This is a genomic window from Amycolatopsis sp. H20-H5 (assembly GCF_035828755.1).
In the GTDB taxonomy this organism is placed as follows: domain Bacteria; phylum Actinomycetota; class Actinomycetes; order Mycobacteriales; family Pseudonocardiaceae; genus Amycolatopsis.
The window spans coordinates 1-20,825 of the sequence record NZ_JAYMZS010000002.1 but is presented as its reverse complement, the minus strand read 5'-3'; the positions used below and the strand labels follow the sequence as shown (position 1 = coordinate 20,825).

The following is a 20,825-nucleotide window of genomic DNA, read 5'->3' as shown; positions in this document are numbered from 1 at the left end:
CACCCGACCGGCTCCCTGACTCCTGTGCGGGCCGATCGCCTCAGAGAGGAGAAAGCTCATGACTTCCACCCAACTCGGTCTGTTCACCGGTCTCGCGCTCGGGTTCGCCGCGGCGTTCGGCGGCTTCGGCGTGTTCCTGGTCGTGCTGATCCTCGGCGCGCTGGGACTGCTGGCCGGTCGTGTACTCGACGGCAAGCTCGACCTGTCGCAGCTTTCCGGTCGCGACAAGGGCTGACCCACCATGACCACCACCTTGCCGAGCCCCTTCCCCCGAACCGCTTCGGCGGTGCCGGGGGAGGCGGGCAGGCTCACGATCGCCGACCGCACGGTCGAGCGGATCGCCGCCCACGCGGTCACCGAAGTCGGCGGGATCGGCGGGGCCGCGTCGCGGATGCTCGGCGTCGCCGTCGGCGGCGAAGACCTCGACAACTCCGCGAAGGTCGTCGCGAAGGTCAGTGGCGAGACCGCCACCCTCGACGTGCGGCTTTCGATCAGTTACCCGCTTTCGGTCACCCGCACCACCGAGCAGGCCCGCGAGCACCTGATGCGCCGCATCGAGGAGTTCACCGGTCTCGCGGTGTCGCGAGTGGACATCACCGTCACCGCGCTGCACTCCGGCGCCACCGAAGCCAGGAGGGTCCGGTGAAACGCCGCCCCCGCCGCTCCGTCCCGGCCACGCTCACCGCGGTCGTCCTGCTCGCGGCCTGCGCGTTCGTCGCCGTGGCCGCGATCCAGCCGATCGTCGGCGAAACCCCTTGGGTCAGCTACCGGTCCGTCGCCGACGCCCTGCACGGCGCCCGCTGGACCGACCTGGTCCCCGCCATCGCCGGTGGGGTCGCCGCCCTGCTCGGCCTGGTCCTGCTGCTGACCGCGATCCTGCCGGGCAAGCTCACCGTCCTGCCACTGCTTGGTGAGCTCGACTCGGGCGCGTCGCGCCGCAGCTACCGCTCCACCCTCCGTGCCGCGGTATCCACTGTGGACGGTGTGTCGGCGGCGAAGGTGAAGCTCAAGCGCCGCAAGGTATCCGTCAAGGTCACCACGGGACGCACGAGTACCGGCGGACTCGCCGATGCCGTCCGCGGCGCCCTCGAACGCCGCCTCGACCAGATCGTCCCCGCCGTCCGTCCGGCCGTGAAGGTCAAGGTCCACGCCGTCAGGAGCGCGTCATGACCAGTCTCAACCGTCCCGCCCGTCTCAACCGCACTGTGCTCACGATCTTCGGGATCGTCCTGCTGGCCGCCGGAGCTTTCACCGTCCTGACGCATTTCGGCAGGCTCACGGTCCTCAAGCCGGAGTCCACGCTGGTGCCCGGCACCGGCACCCCACCCACCTGGGCGCTCTATGCCGCCGCCGCGGTCGCCGTGGTGCTGGGCCTGGTGCTCGTGCGGTGGCTCGTCGCCCAGCTGACCCGCAAACCGAAGACGCACACGTGGCGCTTCGAGTCCGATCCGGACACCGGCCGCACCGAACTGGCCGCGAGCACCGCCATCGACCCGTTCGCCCGCGAGGTCAAAACCTACGCCGGTGTCCACGCCGCGCACGCCACACTGGCCGGTACGTCCGCCTCCCCGGCGGTGGCGCTGGTGATCAGCGCCGAGCAGGACGGCGACCTCACCGCCGTCCGCCACCAGCTCGAGACCGAAGGCCTGCCGCGGCTGCGCCAGGCGCTCGACCTGGACACGCTCCCGGTGACCGTCGAATTCCGGTTCTCCACCAAGGCCGGCGCCCGCGCCCACTAGCCCGCACCGAGCCACCAGTCCGAAGGGCGCCCGATCACCCGATGAGGCGCCCTTTTTGCTGCGCACGAACAGTTCTCCCCACCCACCCCGGTCCCCACCTGGAGTCGTCATGCCCAGATACAGTGCCTATCTCGCCGAGTTCCTCGGCACCGCGATCCTCGTCCTCGGCGGCGTCGGTACCGCCGTCATCGCCGGGAAGACCGTCGGCGACCTCGGCGTCGCCCTCGCCTTCGGCCTTACCCTGCTGGCGATGGTCTACACCGTCGGCCCGATCTCCGGCGCTCACCTCAACCCCGCCGTCACCCTCGGTATGCTCGTCACCGGCAAGATCAAAGCCTTGGCAGCAGCCGGATACGTCGTCGCCCAGCTCGCCGGTGGCCTCGGCGGCGCCGCGCTCATCCTGGTGATCGCGCGCGGACGGGACGGCTACTCGCTCGCCGCCGACGGGCTCGGTGCGAACGCCTACGGCCCCGACCAGGCCGGGCACTTCTCGCTCACCGCGGTTCTGGTCACCGAGGTCGTGCTGACGCTGCTGCTGGTGTTCGTCATCCTCGCCACCACCGATCGCATCGGCAACGCCGCCCTCGCCGGAATCCCCATCGGACTGACCCTTGCCGTGCTCCACCTGATCGCGATCCCCATCGACGGCACCTCGGTCAACCCCGCGCGCAGCTTCGGGCCCGCCCTGCTCACCGGCGGCACCTCGATCAGCCAGCTCTGGGTGTTCATCGTCGCTCCGCTCGTTGGCGCGCTGCTCGCGGCCGGGCTCTACAGACTCACCTTCACCACCACCCGGCCCGTCACCGAACTCGAAGGCGTACCGGCGGCGTGAACCGCGCCGGACGGGTGGTGGCGCGACAGGTCCGCGTCTGGTGGCGATTAACCGTCCACTCACCTTCAGCCGTCCGGCCGTAAACCCGCGCCTCGCTAGGGTTCGCCGAGTCGTGGCCATTCACCGCTGTTTCCGTAGTCCTCTGCCGCGGCGGGCGAACCGAGATTGAGAGCTCAATGACTTCGCAGGACACCCTGGCGCCGAGCCGTCAGATCCTCAGCAAGGTCCCGGAGATCACGGTCTTCTTCTGGATCATCAAAGTGCTCTGCACGACCGTCGGCGAAGCGGCGGCCGATTTCCTCAACGTCGACCTGAACCTCGGCCTCACCGGCGTTTCCGTCGTCACCGGAATCCTGCTCGTCGGCGCGCTGATCCTCCAGTTCCGCGCGAAGAGGTACATCGCGAGCAGGTATTGGCTCGCCGTGACGATCGTGAGTGTCTTCGGCACCCTGGTGACCGACAACCTCACGGACAACATCGGCCTGCCGCTCGAAACCAGCACCCTGATCTTCGGCGTGCTGCTCGCGGTCACGTTCCTCGCCTGGTATCTGGCCGAAAACACGCTGTCCATCCATTCCATCTTCACCACCCGCCGAGAGGCGTTCTACTGGCTGGCGATCCTGTTCACCTTCGCGCTCGGCACGGCGACCGGCGATCTCATGGCCGAAGTGCTGGGGCTCGGCTACCTGGTGACGGGCGCCATCGTGGCGTCGCTGATCGTGGTCACCGCGATCGCGTGGCGACTCGGCCTCCATCCGGTGCTGGCGTTCTGGTTCATCTACGTCCTGACCCGGCCACTCGGCGCGTCGATCGGTGACTACCTTTCCCAGCCTGCGAGCCAGGGCGGGCTGGGGCTGGGCGCGACGGTGACGAGCGTGATCTTCGTCGTCGGCATCCTCGGCACGGTCACCTATCTCTCGGTGTCGAAAGCCGACGTCATTTCCCATGCCGCGGCGGGCAAGGACGAAAACGCGCGAGGAGGCCTGTGGCAGACCGTCGTCTTCCTGGCGCTCGTCCTCGCCGCGGGCGGGACGGGATACGCACTGCGGACTTCCTCCCTCCAGGAAGACACCGCGGCTCCGGCCCCGGTTCCCGTGGTACAGCCGGTCCCCGGCGGAAGCGTGCCGGTGCGGCCCGCGGCCCCGCGTTCGCCGCTGGGTGACCTCTCGAAATTCCGGGGAACCACGCAGGACACGCTGAACCTGCTGCAGGCGGGCAACCAGTCCGGCGCCACCGCCAAGGTCGACGACCTCGAAATCGACTGGGACAACGCCGAAGCCCGGTTGAGGGCGAAGGACAAGACCGCCTGGACCGAGGTCGACGGCAAGATCGACAAGGTGCTGCGTGAGCTTCGCGCGGCGAGCCCTCACCCCGACAGCGAGAAGACCGCGCTCACCGCGTTGCTCGGGACCCTCGGCTGACCTGAGTAGTTCTGCGCTGTCCTTCGCCGGGGCGCCGTGGTTCGCTCAGGACCATGACAGGTCAATGGCGGCAAAACATGGCCGCGCCAGCAGGAGTGCTTACCGGCGGGCTCGTGTTCTATTTCGGGCTGTGGGCCGCTGTCCTGCTCGCCGCCGTGATCCCGGGCGTCCCGCCCGCGGGTGGGTGGGCGGTGTTCGTGCTGGGGCTGGCCCTCGCCGCGGCGATGGCGGCGGTCGCCGGAACGCGGACCTGCCGCCGGGTTCGCCGCGCGTTTCCGGTGGCCGCGGGCGCGGTTCGCTGACGCGGTGGGTCAGCTGCCCGCTTTCCGGCCAGGGCAGGTGGATGAGGTTGCTCGACCTCGGTGGCCGCGAGGGGCGGTTCCCACGGGGTCTCGGTGTCGGTCATGGTGCCACCGTAGCCAGCGGGTCCGACATTTCTCAGTCCGGACTTCGGGGATTTCGGCCCACGGCTCAGTGGGCGCCTTGGGCGAGCGCGCGCACCCGGTCGATCGGGCCGTTGTAGTAGTTCTGGTCGCCGGGCAGGGCGCCTTGCACGGCGTACTGCCAGATGCTTTGTTTGTCCCAGCCCGCCGGGAGGGGCCCGATCTCGGGGGCGTGGTGCGCCAGCCACAACGGATTGGTGTTGCCGAACTTCGCCGCGTCGCCGGTGCAGCGCTGCCACCAGCTGGTGCTGGTGTAGATCACCGCGCTCCGCTTCACCTTGGCCAGGTACCTGGCGGTGAAGTCGGTGATCCACGCCGTCATCCGGGCGGGATCCAGCCCGTAGCAAGCGTCGTCGCTGTAGGGGTTGTACTCGATGTCCAGCGCGCCGGGCAGGGTTTTGCCGTCACCGCGCCAACCTCCGCCGACGGCGATGAAGTAGTCGGCCTGCGCGGCACCGCTCGAGACGTCCGGGCGGGCGAAATGGTAGGCGCCGCGGATGATGCCGCGCGCGCTCGCCCCGTCGTACTGCTGGCCGAAGACAGGGCTGACGTAGCCCGTGCCCTCGGAGGCTTTGACGTAGGTGAAACTCGCCCCGGACACGCTGTTCCAGTCGACGGCGCCCTGGTGTCCGCTTACGTCGTGGCCCGGTGTCCGCGCGATGGGTTCCCGCGCGGTCGGCGGGTTTCCCCTGGCGGTTTCGTGGCGGGCGATTTGGGATCCGGCGTGGTTCGTGGCGGCCAGTGAATAGTCGGCGCCCGAAGCGACGGCGGGAGCCGGGAACATCGTGGCCGCCAGTGCGGCACTCCCGAGCACACCCGCCGTGAGCCCGCTCCGGGACTTCCGGTGCCCTGTTCGAACCACTCTTGCTCCGTTCGTCAGCGGGATCTCGTCCTTGCACCCTCCCCGCCGGTGCCACGATGCGCGACCGTCGCTCACCCGGACGAGTGTTCTCGTCCGGGTGACGCCTGGGGTTTGTCGGTTAGCTGCCACCGGCGGCGAGTGCCCTAGTATCCGGAGCATCGCGTGCCCCGGAACCCGGCGATTCCCGGGCGGCCCGCAACCGGGGGGTGCAGGGGATGGAGCAGGAGCCGCGGCCGGCGGTGCACCGCACGATCCTGGTGGTCGACGTCGAGGGGTTCGGGCACGCGCGGCGGACCATCGCGCACCAGCTCGCGGTCCGCAAAGGGCTCTACCAGGTGCTCCGGCGGGCGCTCGACGAGGTCGGCGTGGCCTGGGACGCCTGCCGCCACGAGGACCGGGGCGACTCGGTGTTCGTGCTGGCCCCGGTGGAGCTGCCGAAGGCGCCGTTCGTGGAGTCGGTCCCGGCGGCGCTGGCCGTCGCGATCCGCGCGCACAACGCGACCCATGTGGCCGAGGAACAGATCCGGTTGCGGATGGCGCTGCACGCCGGGGAGGTCGCCTACGACGAGCACGGCGTCACCGCCCCGGCGGTGAACCTGGCCTTCCGCCTGCTCGACGCCGCCGCGCTGAAGACGGCGCTCGCGGGTTCGCCCGGCGTGCTGGCGCTGATCACCTCGGCGTGGTTCTTCGACGAGGTCGTCCGCCACTGCCCGATCGCCGAACCCGCCACCTTCCGGCAGGTTCGGGTCGTGGTGAAGGAAACCACCACCCTCGGGTGGATCAGCCTGCCCGATCGCCCCTACCCGGCCGAGCCCGCCCGGCTCCGGACGCCACCCCCCGCCAGGTCGACGGCGGCGCGGCTCGCCATCGCACTGGCCGTGACGGGTGTGCTCGTCATAGTCGGGCTGGTCGTCCTGCTCCTCCAAGTCACCTCGTCCCCGACCTCCCCAGGCGGCGCCCCGGCCGGACCGGGGGTCGTGACCCCGGATTCGTTGCCGGTCACCACTTCCGGCCCGCCCACACCCACGTCCACGCCGACACCCACGCCCACCTCGCGCACACCGACACCCACACCGACACCGACGGCTGTCGGCGTGTGGTGGCACGGCACGCTGGTTCTGGGCGGGTACGGCGGGACCGGCGGCGGCTGGTACCTCGACCCCGCCCCGCCGTCCCCCGCGGTGACCGGGGACCTCTCCTATGGTGACGCCAACGAGATCGTCGGGACCGCGCTCGCCGGCTGGGACGGCACCGGCGCGCCCGACCCGCGCCGGTGCGCCGACCTCCTCGACGCCCGGCCGGGACAGCACCGGCTGGACGTCCGGGTGGGCTCCGCGGCTTGCTTCAAGACCTCGGGAGGGCGCGTCGGCAGCGTCACCGTGGCCACGACGCCGGACGCCAACGAGCTGACGCCGTCCATGACGGTCGAGGCCACGGTATGGCAGCGGGGGTGACACGCGGCACCCGCTGAACTTGATTCATTCCAGAAAGTGGGGCACACTTCCGGCGTGCCCACCACCTCGGACTTCGAGCGCATGCTGCGTGGCGTCACCTTGCGCGTGACGCGTCCCCGGGTGGCTGTGCTGTCCGCGGTGCACGGCCATCCCCACGCCGAAACCGACTCCATCATCGGTGTCGTGCGGGCGGATCTCGGCGAGGTGTCCCATCAGGCCGTCTACGACGTACTGCGCGTGTTGACGGCCAAAGGGCTGCTGCGGCGCATCGAGCCGCCGGGCTCCGTGGCGCGCTACGAGGCGCGGGTGGGGGACAACCATCATCACATCGTGTGCCGGTCCTGCGGTTTCATCGCCGATGTCGACTGCGCGGTCGGTACCGCGCCCTGTCTGACCGCTGCCGACGACCACGGCTTCGTGATCGACGAGGCCGAGGTCGTCTACTGGGGCCTGTGCCCCGAGTGTTCCAACCACCACTGAATCCCGAAAGGACTGCTGTGTCTGACAGCCCCGACGCCGTTGTTGGCGAGATGAACGAGGAAAACGCGGGCGGCTGCCCGGTCTCGGCCGGCCGGTTCAACCACCCCACCGAGGGCGGGAGCAACCTTGGGTGGTGGCCGAACCAGCTCAACCTGAAGATCCTCCGGAAGCACCCCGCCGTGGCCAACCCCATGGGTGAGGACTTCGACTACGCCACCGCGTTCGCCACCGTCGACCTCGACGCGCTGGCCGCGGACGTCGACGCGGTGCTGACCACGTCGCAGGACTGGTGGCCCGCCGACTTCGGCCACTACGGGCCGCTCATGATCCGGATGGCCTGGCACAGCGCCGGTACGTACCGCATCCACGACGGCCGCGGCGGCGCCGGAGCGGGCATGCAGCGCTTCGCGCCGCTGAACAGCTGGCCGGACAACGGAAACCTCGACAAGGCGCGCCGGTTGCTCTGGCCGGTGAAGAAGAAGTACGGCAGCACGGTGTCGTGGGCCGACCTGATGATCTTCACGGGCAACCGCGCCCTGGAGACGATGGGCTTCAAGACCTTCGGCTTCGCCGGTGGCCGCGCGGACGTCTGGGAGCCCGACGAGGACGTCTACTGGGGCCCCGAGCGCACCTGGCTCGGCGACGAGCGCTACACCGGTGACCGCGACCTCGAGAACCCCCTCGCGGCCGTCCAGATGGGCCTCATCTACGTCAACCCCGAGGGCCCCAACGGCCACCCGGACCCGCTCGCCGCGGCCAGGGACATCCGCGAGACGTTCCTGCGCATGGCGATGAACGACGAGGAGACCGTCGCGCTGATCGCGGGCGGCCACACGTTCGGCAAGACCCACGGCGCGGCCGACCCGGACCAGCACGTCGGTGCCGAGCCCGAAGGCGCTTCCCTCGAAGAGCAGGGGCTTGGCTGGAAGAACACCTTCGGCAGCGGCAAGGGCCGTGACGCGATCACCAGTGGCCTCGAGGTCACCTGGACCGCCACGCCGACGCAGTGGAGCACCAGCTTCTTCGACAACCTGTTCGGCTACGACTGGGAGCTGACCAAGAGCCCCGCCGGCGCCCACCAATGGCAGCCGAAGGACGGCGCCGGCGCGAACACCGTGCCCGACCCCGAGTCCGGCGAGCTGAAGCGCCCGCCGACGATGCTGACGACCGATCTCGCGCTGCGGTTCGACCCGGTCTACGAGCCGATCTCGCGGCGTTTCCACGAGAACCCCGAGCAGTTCGCCGACGCGTTCGCCAGGGCGTGGTTCAAGCTCACCCACCGCGACATGGGCCCGATCCAGCGTTACCTCGGGCCGCTGGTCCCGCAGGAGACGCTGATCTGGCAGGACCCCGTCCCCGCCGTGACGCACGAGCTGATCTCTGACGCCGACGTCGCCGGCCTCAAGAGCAAGATCCTCGACTCGGGGCTGTCGATCTCCCAGCTGGTTTCCACGGCTTGGGCCTCGGCCTCGACCTTCCGCGGCAGCGACAAGCGCGGCGGGGCCAACGGGGCGCGCATCCGCCTCGAGCCCCAGCGTGAGTGGGAGGTCAACAACCCCGACACGCTCGCGACCGTGCTGCGCGCACTGGCGGGCGTCCAGGAGGCCTTCAACGGCGCCCAGGCCGATGGCAAGCAGGTCTCCCTCGCCGACCTGATCGTGCTCGGCGGGGTCGCCGCCGTCGAGCAGGCCGCCAAGGCCGCCGGTCAGGACGTCGTCGTCCCGTTCACCCCGGGCCGCACGGACGCGTCGCAGGAGCAGACGGACATCGAGTCCTTCGTCGCGCTCGAGCCCGCCGCCGACGGGTTCCGCAACTACCGCGGGAAGGGCAACCGGCTGCCGTCGGAGTACCTCCTGATCGACCGCGCGAACCTGCTGAACCTGAGCGCGCCCGAGATGACCGTCCTGGTGGGCGGCCTGCGGGTGCTGGGCGCGAACCACCAGCAGTCCTCGCTGGGCGTGCTCACGTCGACGCCCGAGTCGCTGACCAACGACTTCTTCGCGAACCTGCTCGACATGGGCACGGAGTGGAAGGCGACGGCCGGGGACGCGGAGACCTACGAGGGCCGCGACCTCGCGACCGGCGAGGTCAAGTGGACCGGCAGCCGCGTCGACCTCCTCTTCGGCTCGAACTCCGAGCTGCGGGCGATCGCCGAGGTCTACGCGAGCGATGACTCGCGGGCGAAGTTCGTCCGTGACTTCGTCGCCGCGTGGGACAAGGTCATGAACCTGGACCGGTTCGACGTCCTCTGATCAGTCTGATCCACCTGGTCCGGGTCGGCCGCTCAGCGGTCGGCCCGGACCTCGTTTTCCGCGGCGCTACCCGATCTTCGAGGACACCGCCGTGCCGCTCGACCGTCTTCGCCGACGTTACGTTCCCGGCCGCCCAGCCCGCGACGGCGTGCCGAAGGGCGGATCCCGTAGCCCACGTGGCCGAGTCGCGGCACGAAGTCGTCGAACCCGTGTCGCAGCGCGATTCCGCCGAGCACCCGGTCGCCTTCGACGATCCATCGGTACGTGCACCGCACCCGGCCCGCCTCCAGGGACTTCGTCGGAGGGCAGCAGCCCGAAACCGTCCTCATGGACGCCGGGCCCCCACTCGTCACGCGCTTCGAGCCAGCCGGTGTGCAGACGAGGGTTGGGCGCGATCAACTCGGGAACGCGGCGACGATACCGAGGCAGGGTCAGGGGGACTGGACGCCGTTGAGCACGAGCCGATTGCCGGTCTGCTCCAGAAAACCGGTCGCACCCCAGGGGGAAGCGGCGCTTTGCGCTGGCCCTGGCTTCCCGCCGATCGCGACGTCCAGTCCGTGGCCCGCGACGAACGGGCCCGGCGGAAGGTGCGGGCGCAGCGCGTCGCGTACGGCCGGAGTCCCGCCGTTCGACGCGGTGGCGAGAAGTTCGGCGGCTCGCCGCGGTTCGAGTTCGACGATCGCGTCGATCCAGGACGTGGTCGGCCCCGGCCCCGAGAGCCGATCGGAGTTGTTGTCCCAGAGCACCCAGGTCGCGGAGATCGGCTGGCCGATGCCGGGGAACCGGGCCACCAGCGGACCGAGCTCATGGCGCAGTTCGTCCGGCGGCGCGCCGCATCCCGCCGTCACCAGCGCGGTAGCCACCGTGATCGCGGTCAGCAGGCGTGCTGCCTTCATCAGTGTTGTCCTCCCGGCGTCGTCTCGCCGCCCACGCTAGCCGCTAAACCCGTCGCGGGAGCGGTCTACAGTGGATACGGTGGCCGCGTGGCCGACGCACTCTTCGCCCATCCCCGCCTCGCGGCCGTCTATGACTCCTTCGACGGCGATCGCGAGGATCTGACGGCCTATCTCGACATCGTCGCCGAGTTGGGTGCGGATCACGTACTCGATCTGGGTTGCGGGACGGGATGCCTGTCCGTCCGGCTCGCGGAGAGCGGCCGCACGGTCGTGGGTGTCGACCCGGCCCTGGCCTCACTGGAGATCGCGAAGTCGAAGGATCCGGCCGGGCGAGTCACCTGGCTCCACGGGGATGCCACGACGTTGCCCGCGCTCGGTGCCGATCTCGCCGTGATGACCGGGAATGTGGCGCAGGTCTTTCTCACCGACCGCGACTGGGCGCAGGTTCTTCAGGGTGTCCACCCCGCGCTGCGGCCCGGTGGCCGTCTGGTGTTCGAGATCAGGCGTCCCGAACGGCGGGTGTGGGAGGACTGGGTCGCCGACCCCGCTCGGGTCGCCCTGGAGATTCCGGGGCTCGGCACGGTCGAGCAGCGGCGCGAGGTCACCGACGTGAGCCTTCCGTTCGTCTCCTTCCGTTACACCTACCGGTTCCTGGCGGACGGCGCGGTCGTCACCTCGGACACGACGCTCTGGTTTCGCACCCGCGCCGAGGTGGAATCGAGCCTGGTCGCCGAGGGCTACCGGGTGCTGGATGTGCGAGAGGCGCCCGATCGCCCCGGTCGCGAGTTCGTGTTCATCACCGAGCGCACGGCCTGAACCCGGCGCTCTTACGCCAGATTCGCGGTCTCCGCTGGCCACAGCTGCCTGCCGATCGCATTCCGCGACAGTGTCCAAGCCCGGCTCGCCACCACTGCTGCTCACGCCGCGCTACAAGGCATCGTTGCAGGCTTTCAGGATGTCTTCGCGCTCGACTCCGGCCCGCAAGGCCGTCGTGGCAACCCTTTCGAGGTCTTTCCCGGCATCGTCTCCGCGGGCCGCCTCGACGAGTTCGCGGACCAGCACCGCATCCGCGCTCTGGGCGTCTGGGCGTCTGGGCGCAGGAGGACCGCGAGTTCCTCGACAGGCTCAGTGCCGCTCATCGGGCGAGTATGCCGAGATCGCGAGCCGAACAGAAGTGGTCTTCGCTCGAAGCCTGTGACATTATGTCGTCGAGTGTAACGTAGAAAGCGTTTTCTGACGCCGGACCGGGGGAGGGGCATGGCCGACAAGGAGCAGGCGGAAGTACTGACCGGGTTGGTGTCGCCGGAGGCCGCCGAGCTGTACGAGCGGCTGCAGGCCGTCGGCGGGCTCCCGGTGGGCGCGGGGCGCGGCAGGCTGGACCTGGAAGCGGCGGTGGGGCGGGAACTGCGGGAATCCGGGGTCGTGTTCATGCAGGGCGCGGGGGAGGAGCGGGTGGTCAGGGCGGTCCATCCGCAGGTCGCGCTGCGCCGCCTGCTCGACCGTCAGCACCGGCACCTTTCGTCCCTGCAGAAGGACTTGGCCGTCACCTGGGAGCGGTTCGCGTCCATGACCTCACCGAGCGGCGGCCCGGCCGAAGGCGCGCCGGACGCCGGTGAGGTGCGGATCGTGCGTGATCACGCCGAGATGGTCCAGCTGGCGGCCGGGCTGTACCGCTCGCCGCGGCGGCTGCTCCGCGCGACGTTCAACGGCAGGCTGGGGGCCAAGCCGACCACGGAGGGGGTTTTGCTGCCACCGAAGGATTCGGTGGCAGCGGGGGCCGAGTTCCGGATGCTGTACGACGCCGAGCACGCTTCCGGCGAGTGGGGCGCGCACAGCGTCCGCCAGTCGGTGCTCGCCGGTGAACAGGCGAGGGTGCGCCAGACCGTCCCGCTGCGGATGATGCACGTCGACGACATGGTCGCGCTGGTCACCGTCGATCGCGACGGGACCCAGGGCGCCTTGCACGTGCACTCGCCACCCCTGCTCCGGTTGCTGGCCGAGTGGTTCGACGCCCTTTGGGACGCCCCCGGCAGCACGGTCGTCGGCGGGCCGGGGCCGGTGGATCTCACCCCGGTCCGGCGGAAGGTGCTCTGCCTGATGGCCGCCGGGCTCACCGACGACGCGATCGCTAACCAGACCGGCACGGGGGTGCGCACGATCCGGCGTCACATCAGCGCGATCTTGGAGATCCTCGGCGTCGAAGGCCGGTTCGCGGCCGGGGTCGCGGCGGTCAAACGCGGCTGGCTCTGAGCACCGCGACCGGGGTCAGCTTCGCGGCTGTTCCGGTGTTTTCACCGGTGTGCCAGGGAAACGGCTGGGGGAATAGCCTTCCTTCTTGCTCGGCGCGCACAGGTCGAAACCACCGGCGGCCTCGATGGTGTCCGGGACGGGGAAGCCCGCGACGCCGATGATGGTGGCGCCGCGTGCGAGCTTGGTGCCGACGTAGGGCTGGTCCGACCAGGGGTATTCGTGCCAGGTTCCGTCGGCGACCTCGTCGAGCCCGCTGGCGATGGCCGCCTCGGCGTAGCAGTAGCCGTCGCCGTAGGACGTCGACTTGCACTCGCCCGCCGTGGGCTTGTACCGCACCGTCAACCCCCTGAGCTCGACGTTGTCCACCCCGCGGTCGGGCAGTTCCCCGGTCACCGCTACGTAGACCGCGAGGAAGTGCTTACCCGCGGCAGCCGGTTTGGTGGCGAGTTCGCCGGTCCAGCTGGTGTCGATCGGCTTCAGCCGCACACCCAGTGGTGCTCCCGGTTGGGTGAACAGCAGCTCCCCGCCGGGAAAGTCGGCGAACTTCGTGAACCTGGGTGGCGCTTCGCCCGGCATCGAGGGCAGGTCCGGTGACGACTCGCCGGTGCCGGACGCCGGGGTGGTGCCGCCCGAACAGCCGGCCGCCAGCAGGAGCAGGCCGACGGCGAGCGTGGCCAAGGATCGGGTCGACATTCTGCGCCTTTCGGATCATGGATGACAGACGGAGCTTAGTGGTCACTTTCGGACGTTCTTCGGGGTGTTGGTGGAGTGTGGTCTGTTTCGCTCGAGTGTGGGACTCGGCTCCCTGAGTGTGGGACTCGCGGAGGAACTGCGCGCCGTGCGGCGAGTCTCACACTCAGGCGTGCGAGTTCCACGTTCACGGGGGCGAGTCCCACGCTCGGACACACGAAAATCACCAAGACCCCCGAAGAACCTCCGAAACCTGAGAAGGCGTCCGGAAACTGATGTCATGTCGTCCAGTTTGGTGCCGAGGGCCGCGTGACTGACGGGGACTTTCACACGGCTGTTCTGGTGAAGGGGACTTTTGCAAGGTTGAGTCGAGGGAAGTCCCCTTCAGTCGCCACCCCAGGCTTGCCGTGTGCCCTGATGGGAGCCTTCACGGCGTCTAACGCCGTCATGGTGGCCTTCAGGGGCACGCATTAAACGGTCGTGGCGGTATGAAACGGGCGAATGGGCAGACTTTCCGTCCTTTGTGGAGGGTAAGCGGCTTCGAAGGACAGGCGCCCGAGGCTTCGAGCGGCGGCTGCTGCGACAGTCTCAGACGCCTTCTTAGTGATCACGTGGGGAAGTCTGTCGCGGGTCTCGACGATCCTCCCAACGCAACCACAGGGTGGACACGACTGTCCACTAAGGCCGGAAGGCCCGCGAAGGTCGGGGCGGCCCGGCCACTGCCGAGTGTGGCCGGGAGTGAACGCGGCGGGTAGGCGGTAAAGCGGCCAATGTCCTGAACCGGACACCAGGCCGGGCGATCCGCCGGTCTTTCTGTTCCGAAGACCCGGCATGAGGCTCGATGACCGGCTCTCGGCGATGGTGATGCACGCCACCGCGCGCTGGACGGTGCGTTACGGGAAGGACCTGCGGTTCGCCGGGACCGGCCTGCCCGCGCCGCGGGTGGTGCGGGTGCCCACCCGGCACGGCCGCGTCCCGGTGCACGTCTACCGGCCGGAGGGCGGCGCGCGAGCCGCGTACGTGCACTTCCACGGTGGCGCGTGGCTGATGCGCTATCCAGGGATGGACGACTGGTGGTGCCGCTACCTCGCGGCCACCGCCGGGGTCGTGGTGCTCAACGTCGACTTCCGCACCGGTCCCTACGTCGCCTATCCGGTGGCCCAGCACCAATGTCACGACGTCGCGGCCTGGGCGGGGCAGGGCGGCGGCGACCTGGGGCTGGACGGCGAACGGATCGCGGTCGGCGGGTTCTCCTCCGGCGGCGGGCTCGCGGCCTCGGTCTGCCTGCAGGCGAAGGACACGGGATCGTGGCGGCCCGCGCTGCAGGTGCTCGGGGTCCCCGCGCTCGACCTCGCCACCGACCCGGCACGCGGTGACGGCGGAATGATCTCCCCGGGGCTGCGCCAGCTCGTACGTCGCGTCTACTTCCCTGATCCGGCAACGAGAAACCTTCCCTACGCGTCGCCGGTGCTCGCGCCCGACCTGTCCGGGTTGCCGCCCGCCGTCGTCCTCACCGCGCAACGCGACGCCCTGCGCCACGATGGCGAGCGGTACGTAGCACGCCTGCGTGAGGCGGGGGTGCCCGTCGTGCACGACGTGACACCCGGCGTGGACCACTACTTCCTCACCGAGGACCCGGTCCGGGCCCGCGTGACGATGGCCATGGTGGCCGACGCCCTCGCGGGCGCGATCGGGCGTGGTGGCCCCGACAACCGGTAATGCCGACAAGTCGGCAGGGGGCGCTACGCGGACGGCGTCAGGCGGGCGATCGAGCCGGTCTCGAGGGCGACCCACAGCGCGCCGCCGGGGCCGAGCGCGATGCCGTGCGGTTCCGAGGCCGGGTCCGCCAAGGCGTAAGTCTCGACGTCGCCGTCCCGGCCGATCCGGCCGACGCGGCCCGTGCCCCATTCGGTGAACCAGCAGCGGCCGTCCGGGCCCACGGTGATTGCGTGGGGGCGTGCGGCCCGGTCCGGCAAGGGGAACTCGGTGATCGCGGCGTCCATGGTGATCCGGCCGATCTGTCCCGCGCCGATCTCGGCGAACCACAGCGCGCCGTCGGCGCCTGCGGTGATGCCGACCGGCGCGGACCCTTCGGCAGGCAGTGGATAGGTGGTGACGACCCCGTCCGTGGTGATCCGGCCGATCGCGCCCGCCTGGTTCATCGTGAACCACAACGCGCCGTCTGGGCCCGCGACGATCATCGTCGGGAAACTCCCCGCCACCGGCAGGTCGAACTCCGTGACCTGCCCGGTCACGGTGATCCGGCCGATCTTCCCGGCGGTGATCTCGGTGAACCAGAGCGCCCCGTCCGGCCCCGTCGTGATGCCGTAGGGACCCGCTTCCAGCGTGGGCAGGTCGAACGCCGTGACGGAGCCGTCCGTGGTGATCCGGCCGATCCGGTGGCACTGGTACTCGGTGAACCACAGCGCCCCGTCCGGCCCGGTCGTGATGACCGTCGGGCCCGAGGACGGCTCCAGCGGGTAGGAGACGTACGTGCCGGCCGGGTCCAGCCGCCCGATCCGGCCGTGGTGCACCTGGGTGAACCACAGGGCGCCATCGGGCCCCGTGACGATCCCGTACGGTCCTGAACCCTTCTCGTGCACGGGGAACTCGACTATCGACATCTGCGGATCGTTCGTCACGCACCTGCTCCTCAACGATCACCGGGCGGCGATCCCGGCTCCAGGGTAGGGGAGCGGGCAACCGGGTTCCCGGCTATAGCCGGGGCGTATAATCCGGGTGTATACACACGCAGTACAGTCCTGGTCATGTCAATCGGACTCACCTTGCTCGGGCTGCTGGAAAGCGGTCCCTGCCATGGTTATGACCTCAAACGCGCGTACGACGACCGGTTCGGGCAGGATCGCCCCGTCCACTACGGGCAGGTCTACTCGACGCTCGCCCGCCTGCTGCGCGACGGCTTGGTCGAGGCCAACGGGCTGGAGGCGGGCGGCGGGCCCGAGCGCAAGCGGTACGCGATCACCTCGGCCGGGGTCACCGACGTGGTCAACTGGCTCGCCACCCCCGAGAAGCCCGAGCTCTACCTGCAGAACACCTTGTACACCAAGGTGGTGCTGGCGTTGCTGTCCGGCAGGGGAGCCGTCGAGGTGCTCGACATCCAGCGCTCGGCGCATCTGCGCACCATGCGCGAGCTGACCCGGCGCAAGACCCAGGGCGACCTGGCCGACCAGCTCATCTGCGATCACGCCTTGTTCCACCTGGAGGCCGACCTGCGCTGGCTGGAACTCACCGCCGCCCGGCTCGACCAGCTCGCCGAGCGGGTGCGGGCATGAGCGAGCCGGGAACCGGGCCACTGCTCGAAGCGATCGACCTGCATCTGGCGTTCGGCGCCACCCCCGCGCTGGCCGGGGCGGGGCTGCGGGTCCACGCGGGCGAGGTCGTCGCCGTGATGGGCCCGTCGGGCTCGGGCAAGTCGACGCTGCTGCACTGCCTGGCCGGCATCCTGCGACCCGACGCGGGGCGGGTGCGGTACCGGGGCGAGGAGCTGAGCGGTCTCGCCGACGGCCCGCGCTCCGAGCTGCGCCGGACCGAGTTCGGGTTCGTCTTCCAGTTCGGGCAGCTCGTCCCCGAGCTGACCTCGCTCGAGAACGTCGCGCTGCCGCTGAGGCTCGGCGGCATGCGCCGCAAGGCCGCCGAGGCCCGCGCGGCCGACTGGCTCGAGCGCCTCGAGGTCGCCGAGGTCGCAGGCAAGCGCCCCGGCGAGACCTCCGGCGGCCAGGGGCAGCGGGTCGCGGTGGCCAGAGCGCTGGTCAGCACGCCCAAGGTGGTCTTCGCCGACGAGCCGACGGGTGCGCTCGACTCCCTCAACGGCGAGCGCGTCATGCGGCTGCTGGTGGGCGCGGCCAAGGAGACCGACGCCGCGATCGTGCTGGTCACCCACGAACCGAGGGTCGCGGCCTATTCCGATCGCGAGATCATCGTCAGGGACGGCAAGTCCCGCGAAGTGGAGCCGACCGCGTGACCGCTTCTCATCGCCGGTGGGTCGCCGATCTGGCGCTCGGGATCCGGCTCGCGGTCGGCGGCGGCCGGACGTCCTGGGTGCGCCTTTCCCTGACCGCGCTGGGCGTCGGGCTCGGTGTGATGGTGCTGCTGGCCGCCACCTCCGTGCCGAACATGCTCGAGGTGCGCGGCGAAAGGGGCGACGCGCGCGCGGTTTCCCACCTGTACGACGGGGTCAACGATGCGATCCCCGGCGTCGACCCGGTGTTCGTCGTCCAGCGCTCCGAGGAGTTCCTGGGTCGGGGCGTGCAGGGCTACCTCATCGAGCCGACCGGGCCCGCCGCGCCGCGCGCTCCGGGCGTCAGGCGACTTCCCGGTCCCGGTGAGTCCGTGCTTTCGCCCGCGCTGAGCGCTTTGCTGAACTCGCCCGAGGGTGCGCTGCTACGGCCGCGGTTCACCCAGCGCGTCATCGGCACGATCGCCGAAGACGGGCTGACCGGCCCGAACGACCTGTTCTTCTACGTCGGCGAAAACCTGCGAGCCCAGCCCGCGGCGGCCGAGGTCTACCGATTCGGGAGCTCGGAGAGTGGGCGACCGCTGGGCAGCCTGGAGTGGCTGCTCGTCATCCTGGGGTCGGCGTCCTTCCTGATCCCGGTCGTGGTGTTCGTCGCCACGAGCACCCGGCTCGCCGCGTCGGCGAGGGATCGGCGGCTCGCCGCGCTGCGCCTCATCGGCGCCGACGGCAAGCGGGTGCGCCGGATCGCGGCCGGTGAGGCGTTCGTCGGCGCGCTGGCGGGGCTCGTCCTCGGCGGCGTGCTGTTCCTCGTCGCCAGAAGTCTTGTCCCGTACCTGTCCCTTTCCGCTTTGCGCGGCGGCATCTTCACCGAAGACATCCGTCCTCGGTGGACACTCGGGGTGCTGATCGCCGTCATGGTGCCGCTGCTGGCGGTCGGCGTCGCCGTGCTCTCGTTGCGCCGGACGATCATCGAGCCGCTGGGCGTCGTGCGCCGGGCGAAGCAGTCCCGCCGCAAGCTGTGGTGGCGGCTGCTGCCGATCGTCGTCGGGGCGGGGCTGCTGGAGACGCAGGGGGGCAGGTTCGCGAGCGGGACCGGGGCCGCCGGGCAGACGCCGGTGCTCGCGGGCGTCGTGCTGCTCCTGATGGCCGTCCCGCTGGTGCTGCCCTGGGTCGTCGAGCGGGTGGTCCTGCGGCTGCGCGGCGGTTCGCCCGCGTGGCAGATCGCCGTCCGCAGGCTCCAGCTGGACAGCGGCACCGCCGCCAGGGTCGTCGGCGGGGTCGCGGTGGTGCTCACCGGCGCGATCGCCCTGCAGTCCCTGTTCATCCCGGCGCAGAGCCGGGCGGAGCAGGTGAAGGCGGGCACCGTGGAGATCAGGGCCTCCCTGTCTGCTGGCAGCCTGGCCGAGAGTGCCCGGTTCGTGACCGAGGTCCGTGGCCTGCCGGGGTTCGGCGAGGAGCCGGTGTCCGTGTCCACCAGTCTCCAGGACACCCAGCACCGCTACGTGAGCATGACGGTCGGGTCGTGTGCGGAGTTCCGGGTGCTGGCCGAACTCCCGAGCTGTGCCGACGGTGACGTCTTCTACGCGAAATCGCGGATGCCGGTCCAGGGGGAGCCGACTGACCAGGTTTTCACGCCCGCGGCCGGACAGGCGGTCTCGTTCTCCACCGTGAGGCGCGGTGTCGATAGTCCACAGTGGACAATCCCGGCCGGGCTCAGTGCGGTCGGCTTCCGGCCTGGCCGGGAATCCCCCGCCATGGTGCTCGCCACCCCAGGCGCGCTGGCCAGCACTCGCGGCGTCACGCTTTTCGGGGACGCCACCCTGCGGACTCCGAACACCGACCCGCTCTTCGTCGAGCAGGTCCGCAACACGCTGGCGCCGCTGGGCTGGAAAGTCTCGGTCTACTCGCTCGGCACCGGCGTGGATGAGACCTACCTGCTGGTCAAAAGGATTCTGGACATCGGTTCGGTGATCACCCTGCTGCTGGCCGCGGCCAGCCTGATGGTCGTCGCGCTCGAACAGATGCGGGAGCGCCGCCGGACGCTCGCCGCGCTGATGGCCACCGGCGTCCCGCGCGGGCTGCTCGCCCGGTCGCTGCTGTGGCAGATGGCGATCCCGATCGTGCTGGCGGTGGCCATCGCGGTCGCGGCCGGGCTGGGGCTCGCGGCGCTGCTGCTCACCGCCGCCGCGGGCAAACCGGTGGTCTTCGACTGGTCGACGGTCGCCGTGTACAGCGGAACCGGGATGGCCGCTGTCCTGCTGGTCACCGGCCTCACCCTGCCCGCCCTGTGGCGGGCGGCGGGCGCCGAGGGGCTGCGGGGTGAGTGAAGCGGGAGCGGCTCAGCCGAGCAGCGCGCGCACCGACGTGTCCAGCGCGCGCAGCAACCGGTCGGCCTCTGGGGCGCCGGGCGGCAGGAGCAGCAGGCGGAGGGTGAGGCCGTCGCTGAGCGCGATCAGCCCGGCGGCCAGGTCGTGGGCGTCGCGGTCCGCGGGGAGCAAGCCGTCACGCTGGGCCTGCCGCAGCAGCTCGGCCGTGGAGTCGTGGATGGCGGTGTAGCCCTCTTCCAGGAATTTCGCCCAGTCGGCGCGGTTCGCGGCCCGTGCGGTGAAGGCGGTGAGCAGGATCGCCTCCTCGCGCCGCTTGTCGTCCAGTGGCAGGTACTGGCGGAGGTGCTCGCCGATCCCGGCGTTCGGCGGCAGCGCCGCGTACCGGCTTTCGAGCCGCTCCTCGGTCAGTTCGAGCGCGCGCAGGATGATGTCCTCCTTGGTGGCGAAGTACTTCTGCACCGCTCCCGGCGACATGTCGTTCTCGGCGGCCACCGTGCGAATGCTCACCGCTTCCAAACCCTCCCTGGCGGCGAGCCGCAGCAGCGCGCTCGCGATGGCGCGACGTCGTTCCTCGCGGTCCACCACCTTGGGCATCGGAGACCTCGTTCCGCCGGGGATCGACTATAGGAAACGATCGTATCCTATAGTCGGGGTGCCGAGCCGGGGAGAGTGTCCATGTCCGCGAACGTCAAGTCGTCGATCGCCGGGGTCCTGCTGCCGGCCGTGGGGCTGATCCTGCTGTTCGCCGGGAAGGGGTTCGAGATCCCGGTGTTCACCCTCGGCAAACTCGGCTTGGTCCTGGCGATCCTGGGCGGGGTCGAACTGGTCGTCACCGCGGGCGTGCTGGCCTTCCCGTCGAAGAGGGCGGACCGCCGATGAGCGCACTGGCCACGTGGGCGCGGCTGCTGGACAGCTGGGCGATCCCGGACGAGATCCTGGCCGGGGCGGAGGAATCGCCCTGGGTGCTGCCCCGGCAGGTGTTCGTCCGCCGGGCCGACGCCCAGCTCGCCGACCCGCTCGGGGCCACCCACCGCGACGCGGTCGAAGCGCTGGGCCGCTCCGGCACCGTGCTGGACGTCGGCGCCGCCGCGGGCGCGGCCAGTCTCCCGCTGGCCGGGCGGGCTCCGGTCACCGCGATCACGGCGCTCGACACCGACGACGAGCTGCTCGCCGTCTTCGCCGACCGCGCGGCCGGGCTCGGGG

The 20,825-nt window shown here is 70.4% G+C and carries 24 protein-coding genes and 1 pseudogene; 18 read left to right on the top strand and 7 right to left on the bottom strand.

All coding sequences use genetic code 11. From position 1 onward, the window contains the following. Positions 1 to 58 precede the first annotated feature (58 nt). The 7 genes from QMK34_RS01125 (at position 59) to QMK34_RS01095 (ending at position 4,294) form a co-directional block, all read left to right on the top strand. Entirely contained in the window at positions 59 to 235 is a 177-nt protein-coding gene (locus QMK34_RS01125; RefSeq protein ID WP_326410295.1) for a hypothetical protein, read from the top strand. A gap of 6 nt (positions 236 to 241) precedes the next feature. Then, positions 242 to 646, top strand: coding sequence for an Asp23/Gls24 family envelope stress response protein (locus QMK34_RS01120; RefSeq protein WP_326410292.1), 405 nt, complete (start codon positions 242 to 244; stop codon positions 644 to 646). After that, the gene (locus tag QMK34_RS01115; RefSeq protein WP_326410290.1) at positions 643 to 1,170 is read left to right on the top strand and encodes a DUF6286 domain-containing protein; all 528 of its coding nucleotides are present in this window, start codon (positions 643 to 645) and stop codon (positions 1,168 to 1,170) included. Before QMK34_RS01120 ends, QMK34_RS01115 begins: the two co-directional genes overlap by 4 nt. Beyond that, on the top strand, positions 1,167 to 1,739 hold the full coding sequence (locus tag QMK34_RS01110; RefSeq protein WP_326410288.1) for an alkaline shock response membrane anchor protein AmaP: 573 nt from the start codon (positions 1,167 to 1,169) through the stop codon (positions 1,737 to 1,739). Before QMK34_RS01115 ends, QMK34_RS01110 begins: the two co-directional genes overlap by 4 nt. 109 nt (positions 1,740 to 1,848) lie before the next feature. Next, entirely contained in the window at positions 1,849 to 2,571 is a 723-nt protein-coding gene (locus QMK34_RS01105; protein ID WP_326410287.1) for an aquaporin, read from the top strand. Positions 2,572 to 2,747: 176 nt separating this feature from the next. Further along, complete coding sequence (locus tag QMK34_RS01100; RefSeq protein WP_326410285.1) at positions 2,748 to 3,992, top strand: COG4705 family protein; 1,245 nt, start codon at positions 2,748 to 2,750, stop codon at positions 3,990 to 3,992. A gap of 77 nt (positions 3,993 to 4,069) precedes the next feature. Beyond that, the gene (locus tag QMK34_RS01095; protein WP_326410284.1) at positions 4,070 to 4,294 is read left to right on the top strand and encodes a hypothetical protein; all 225 of its coding nucleotides are present in this window, start codon (positions 4,070 to 4,072) and stop codon (positions 4,292 to 4,294) included. A gap of 169 nt (positions 4,295 to 4,463) precedes the next feature. Here QMK34_RS01095 and QMK34_RS01090 read toward each other — a convergent pair whose 3' ends face one another. Next, the gene (locus QMK34_RS01090; RefSeq protein WP_326410657.1) at positions 4,464 to 5,219 is read right to left on the bottom strand and encodes a GH25 family lysozyme; all 756 of its coding nucleotides are present in this window, start codon (positions 5,217 to 5,219) and stop codon (positions 4,464 to 4,466) included. A gap of 293 nt (positions 5,220 to 5,512) precedes the next feature. On the opposite strand from QMK34_RS01090, the gene QMK34_RS01085 reads away from it, so the two are divergent. From QMK34_RS01085 to katG, 3 genes are read left to right on the top strand one after another with little or no spacing between them, the layout of a single operon-like run. Further along, entirely contained in the window at positions 5,513 to 6,751 is a 1,239-nt protein-coding gene (locus QMK34_RS01085) for a hypothetical protein (RefSeq protein ID WP_326410282.1), read from the top strand. Between the two features lie 54 nt (positions 6,752 to 6,805). After that, entirely contained in the window at positions 6,806 to 7,231 is a 426-nt protein-coding gene (locus tag QMK34_RS01080) for a Fur family transcriptional regulator (RefSeq protein ID WP_326410279.1), read from the top strand. A 17-nt stretch (positions 7,232 to 7,248) separates the two neighbouring features. Further along, complete coding sequence (katG, locus tag QMK34_RS01075; protein WP_326410277.1) at positions 7,249 to 9,483, top strand: catalase/peroxidase HPI; 2,235 nt, start codon at positions 7,249 to 7,251, stop codon at positions 9,481 to 9,483. Between the two features lie 32 nt (positions 9,484 to 9,515). Here katG and QMK34_RS01070 read toward each other — a convergent pair whose 3' ends face one another. After that, positions 9,516 to 9,758 (bottom strand): hypothetical protein, encoded by a 243-nt coding sequence (locus tag QMK34_RS01070; protein ID WP_326410275.1) that lies wholly within the window; start codon positions 9,756 to 9,758, stop codon positions 9,516 to 9,518. 156 nt (positions 9,759 to 9,914) lie between these two features. Next, complete coding sequence (locus QMK34_RS01065) at positions 9,915 to 10,379, bottom strand: hypothetical protein (protein ID WP_326410273.1); 465 nt, start codon at positions 10,377 to 10,379, stop codon at positions 9,915 to 9,917. Positions 10,380 to 10,466: 87 nt separating this feature from the next. Between QMK34_RS01065 and QMK34_RS01060 the strand changes: the two genes are divergently transcribed. After that, on the top strand, positions 10,467 to 11,195 hold the full coding sequence (locus QMK34_RS01060) for a class I SAM-dependent methyltransferase (RefSeq protein ID WP_326410271.1): 729 nt from the start codon (positions 10,467 to 10,469) through the stop codon (positions 11,193 to 11,195). Positions 11,196 to 11,306: 111 nt separating this feature from the next. Here QMK34_RS01060 and QMK34_RS01055 read toward each other — a convergent pair whose 3' ends face one another. Continuing rightward, positions 11,307 to 11,441, bottom strand: a complete 135-nt coding sequence (locus tag QMK34_RS01055; protein WP_326410269.1) for a hypothetical protein — start codon at positions 11,439 to 11,441, stop codon at positions 11,307 to 11,309. A gap of 195 nt (positions 11,442 to 11,636) precedes the next feature. Here QMK34_RS01055 and QMK34_RS01050 point away from each other — a divergent pair, with 195 nt between their 5' ends. Next, on the top strand, positions 11,637 to 12,629 hold the full coding sequence (locus tag QMK34_RS01050; protein ID WP_326410268.1) for a helix-turn-helix transcriptional regulator: 993 nt from the start codon (positions 11,637 to 11,639) through the stop codon (positions 12,627 to 12,629). 15 nt (positions 12,630 to 12,644) lie between these two features. Here QMK34_RS01050 and QMK34_RS01045 read toward each other — a convergent pair whose 3' ends face one another. After that, entirely contained in the window at positions 12,645 to 13,322 is a 678-nt protein-coding gene (locus QMK34_RS01045) for a hypothetical protein (protein WP_326410267.1), read from the bottom strand. Between the two features lie 828 nt (positions 13,323 to 14,150). Between QMK34_RS01045 and QMK34_RS01040 the strand changes: the two genes are divergently transcribed. Continuing rightward, on the top strand, positions 14,151 to 15,038 hold the full coding sequence (locus tag QMK34_RS01040) for an alpha/beta hydrolase (RefSeq protein WP_326410266.1): 888 nt from the start codon (positions 14,151 to 14,153) through the stop codon (positions 15,036 to 15,038). 23 nt (positions 15,039 to 15,061) lie between these two features. Here the strand turns inward: QMK34_RS01040 and QMK34_RS01035 are convergent, their stop codons facing one another. Beyond that, the gene (locus QMK34_RS01035; RefSeq protein ID WP_326410655.1) at positions 15,062 to 15,943 is read right to left on the bottom strand and encodes a Vgb family protein; all 882 of its coding nucleotides are present in this window, start codon (positions 15,941 to 15,943) and stop codon (positions 15,062 to 15,064) included. Positions 15,944 to 16,087: 144 nt separating this feature from the next. Here QMK34_RS01035 and QMK34_RS01030 point away from each other — a divergent pair, with 144 nt between their 5' ends. Genes QMK34_RS01030 through QMK34_RS01020 form a run of 3 tightly spaced genes read left to right on the top strand, consistent with a single transcriptional unit; the run spans position 16,088 to position 19,622 of the window. Beyond that, positions 16,088 to 16,612, top strand: a complete 525-nt coding sequence (locus QMK34_RS01030) for a PadR family transcriptional regulator (protein ID WP_326410265.1) — start codon at positions 16,088 to 16,090, stop codon at positions 16,610 to 16,612. Continuing rightward, the gene (locus QMK34_RS01025) at positions 16,609 to 17,301 is read left to right on the top strand and encodes an ABC transporter ATP-binding protein (RefSeq protein WP_326410263.1); all 693 of its coding nucleotides are present in this window, start codon (positions 16,609 to 16,611) and stop codon (positions 17,299 to 17,301) included. The genes QMK34_RS01030 and QMK34_RS01025 overlap by 4 nt, the downstream gene beginning before the upstream one ends. Continuing rightward, positions 17,298 to 19,622 (top strand): FtsX-like permease family protein, encoded by a 2,325-nt coding sequence (locus tag QMK34_RS01020; protein WP_326410261.1) that lies wholly within the window; start codon positions 17,298 to 17,300, stop codon positions 19,620 to 19,622. Before QMK34_RS01025 ends, QMK34_RS01020 begins: the two co-directional genes overlap by 4 nt. Positions 19,623 to 19,634: 12 nt before the next feature. Here QMK34_RS01020 and QMK34_RS01015 read toward each other — a convergent pair whose 3' ends face one another. Then, on the bottom strand, positions 19,635 to 20,216 hold the full coding sequence (locus QMK34_RS01015) for a TetR/AcrR family transcriptional regulator (RefSeq protein WP_326410259.1): 582 nt from the start codon (positions 20,214 to 20,216) through the stop codon (positions 19,635 to 19,637). Between the two features lie 81 nt (positions 20,217 to 20,297). On the opposite strand from QMK34_RS01015, the gene QMK34_RS01010 reads away from it, so the two are divergent. Continuing rightward, positions 20,298 to 20,501 carry a DUF5708 family protein gene (locus tag QMK34_RS01010; RefSeq protein WP_326410257.1) on the top strand — a complete coding sequence of 68 codons (204 nt, stop codon included), beginning with the start codon at positions 20,298 to 20,300 and terminating at the stop codon, positions 20,499 to 20,501. Then, positions 20,498 to 20,825 (top strand): annotated as a pseudogene (locus tag QMK34_RS01005) (class I SAM-dependent methyltransferase); the annotation flags it as partial. The gene QMK34_RS01010 and the pseudogene QMK34_RS01005, both read left to right, overlap by 4 nt.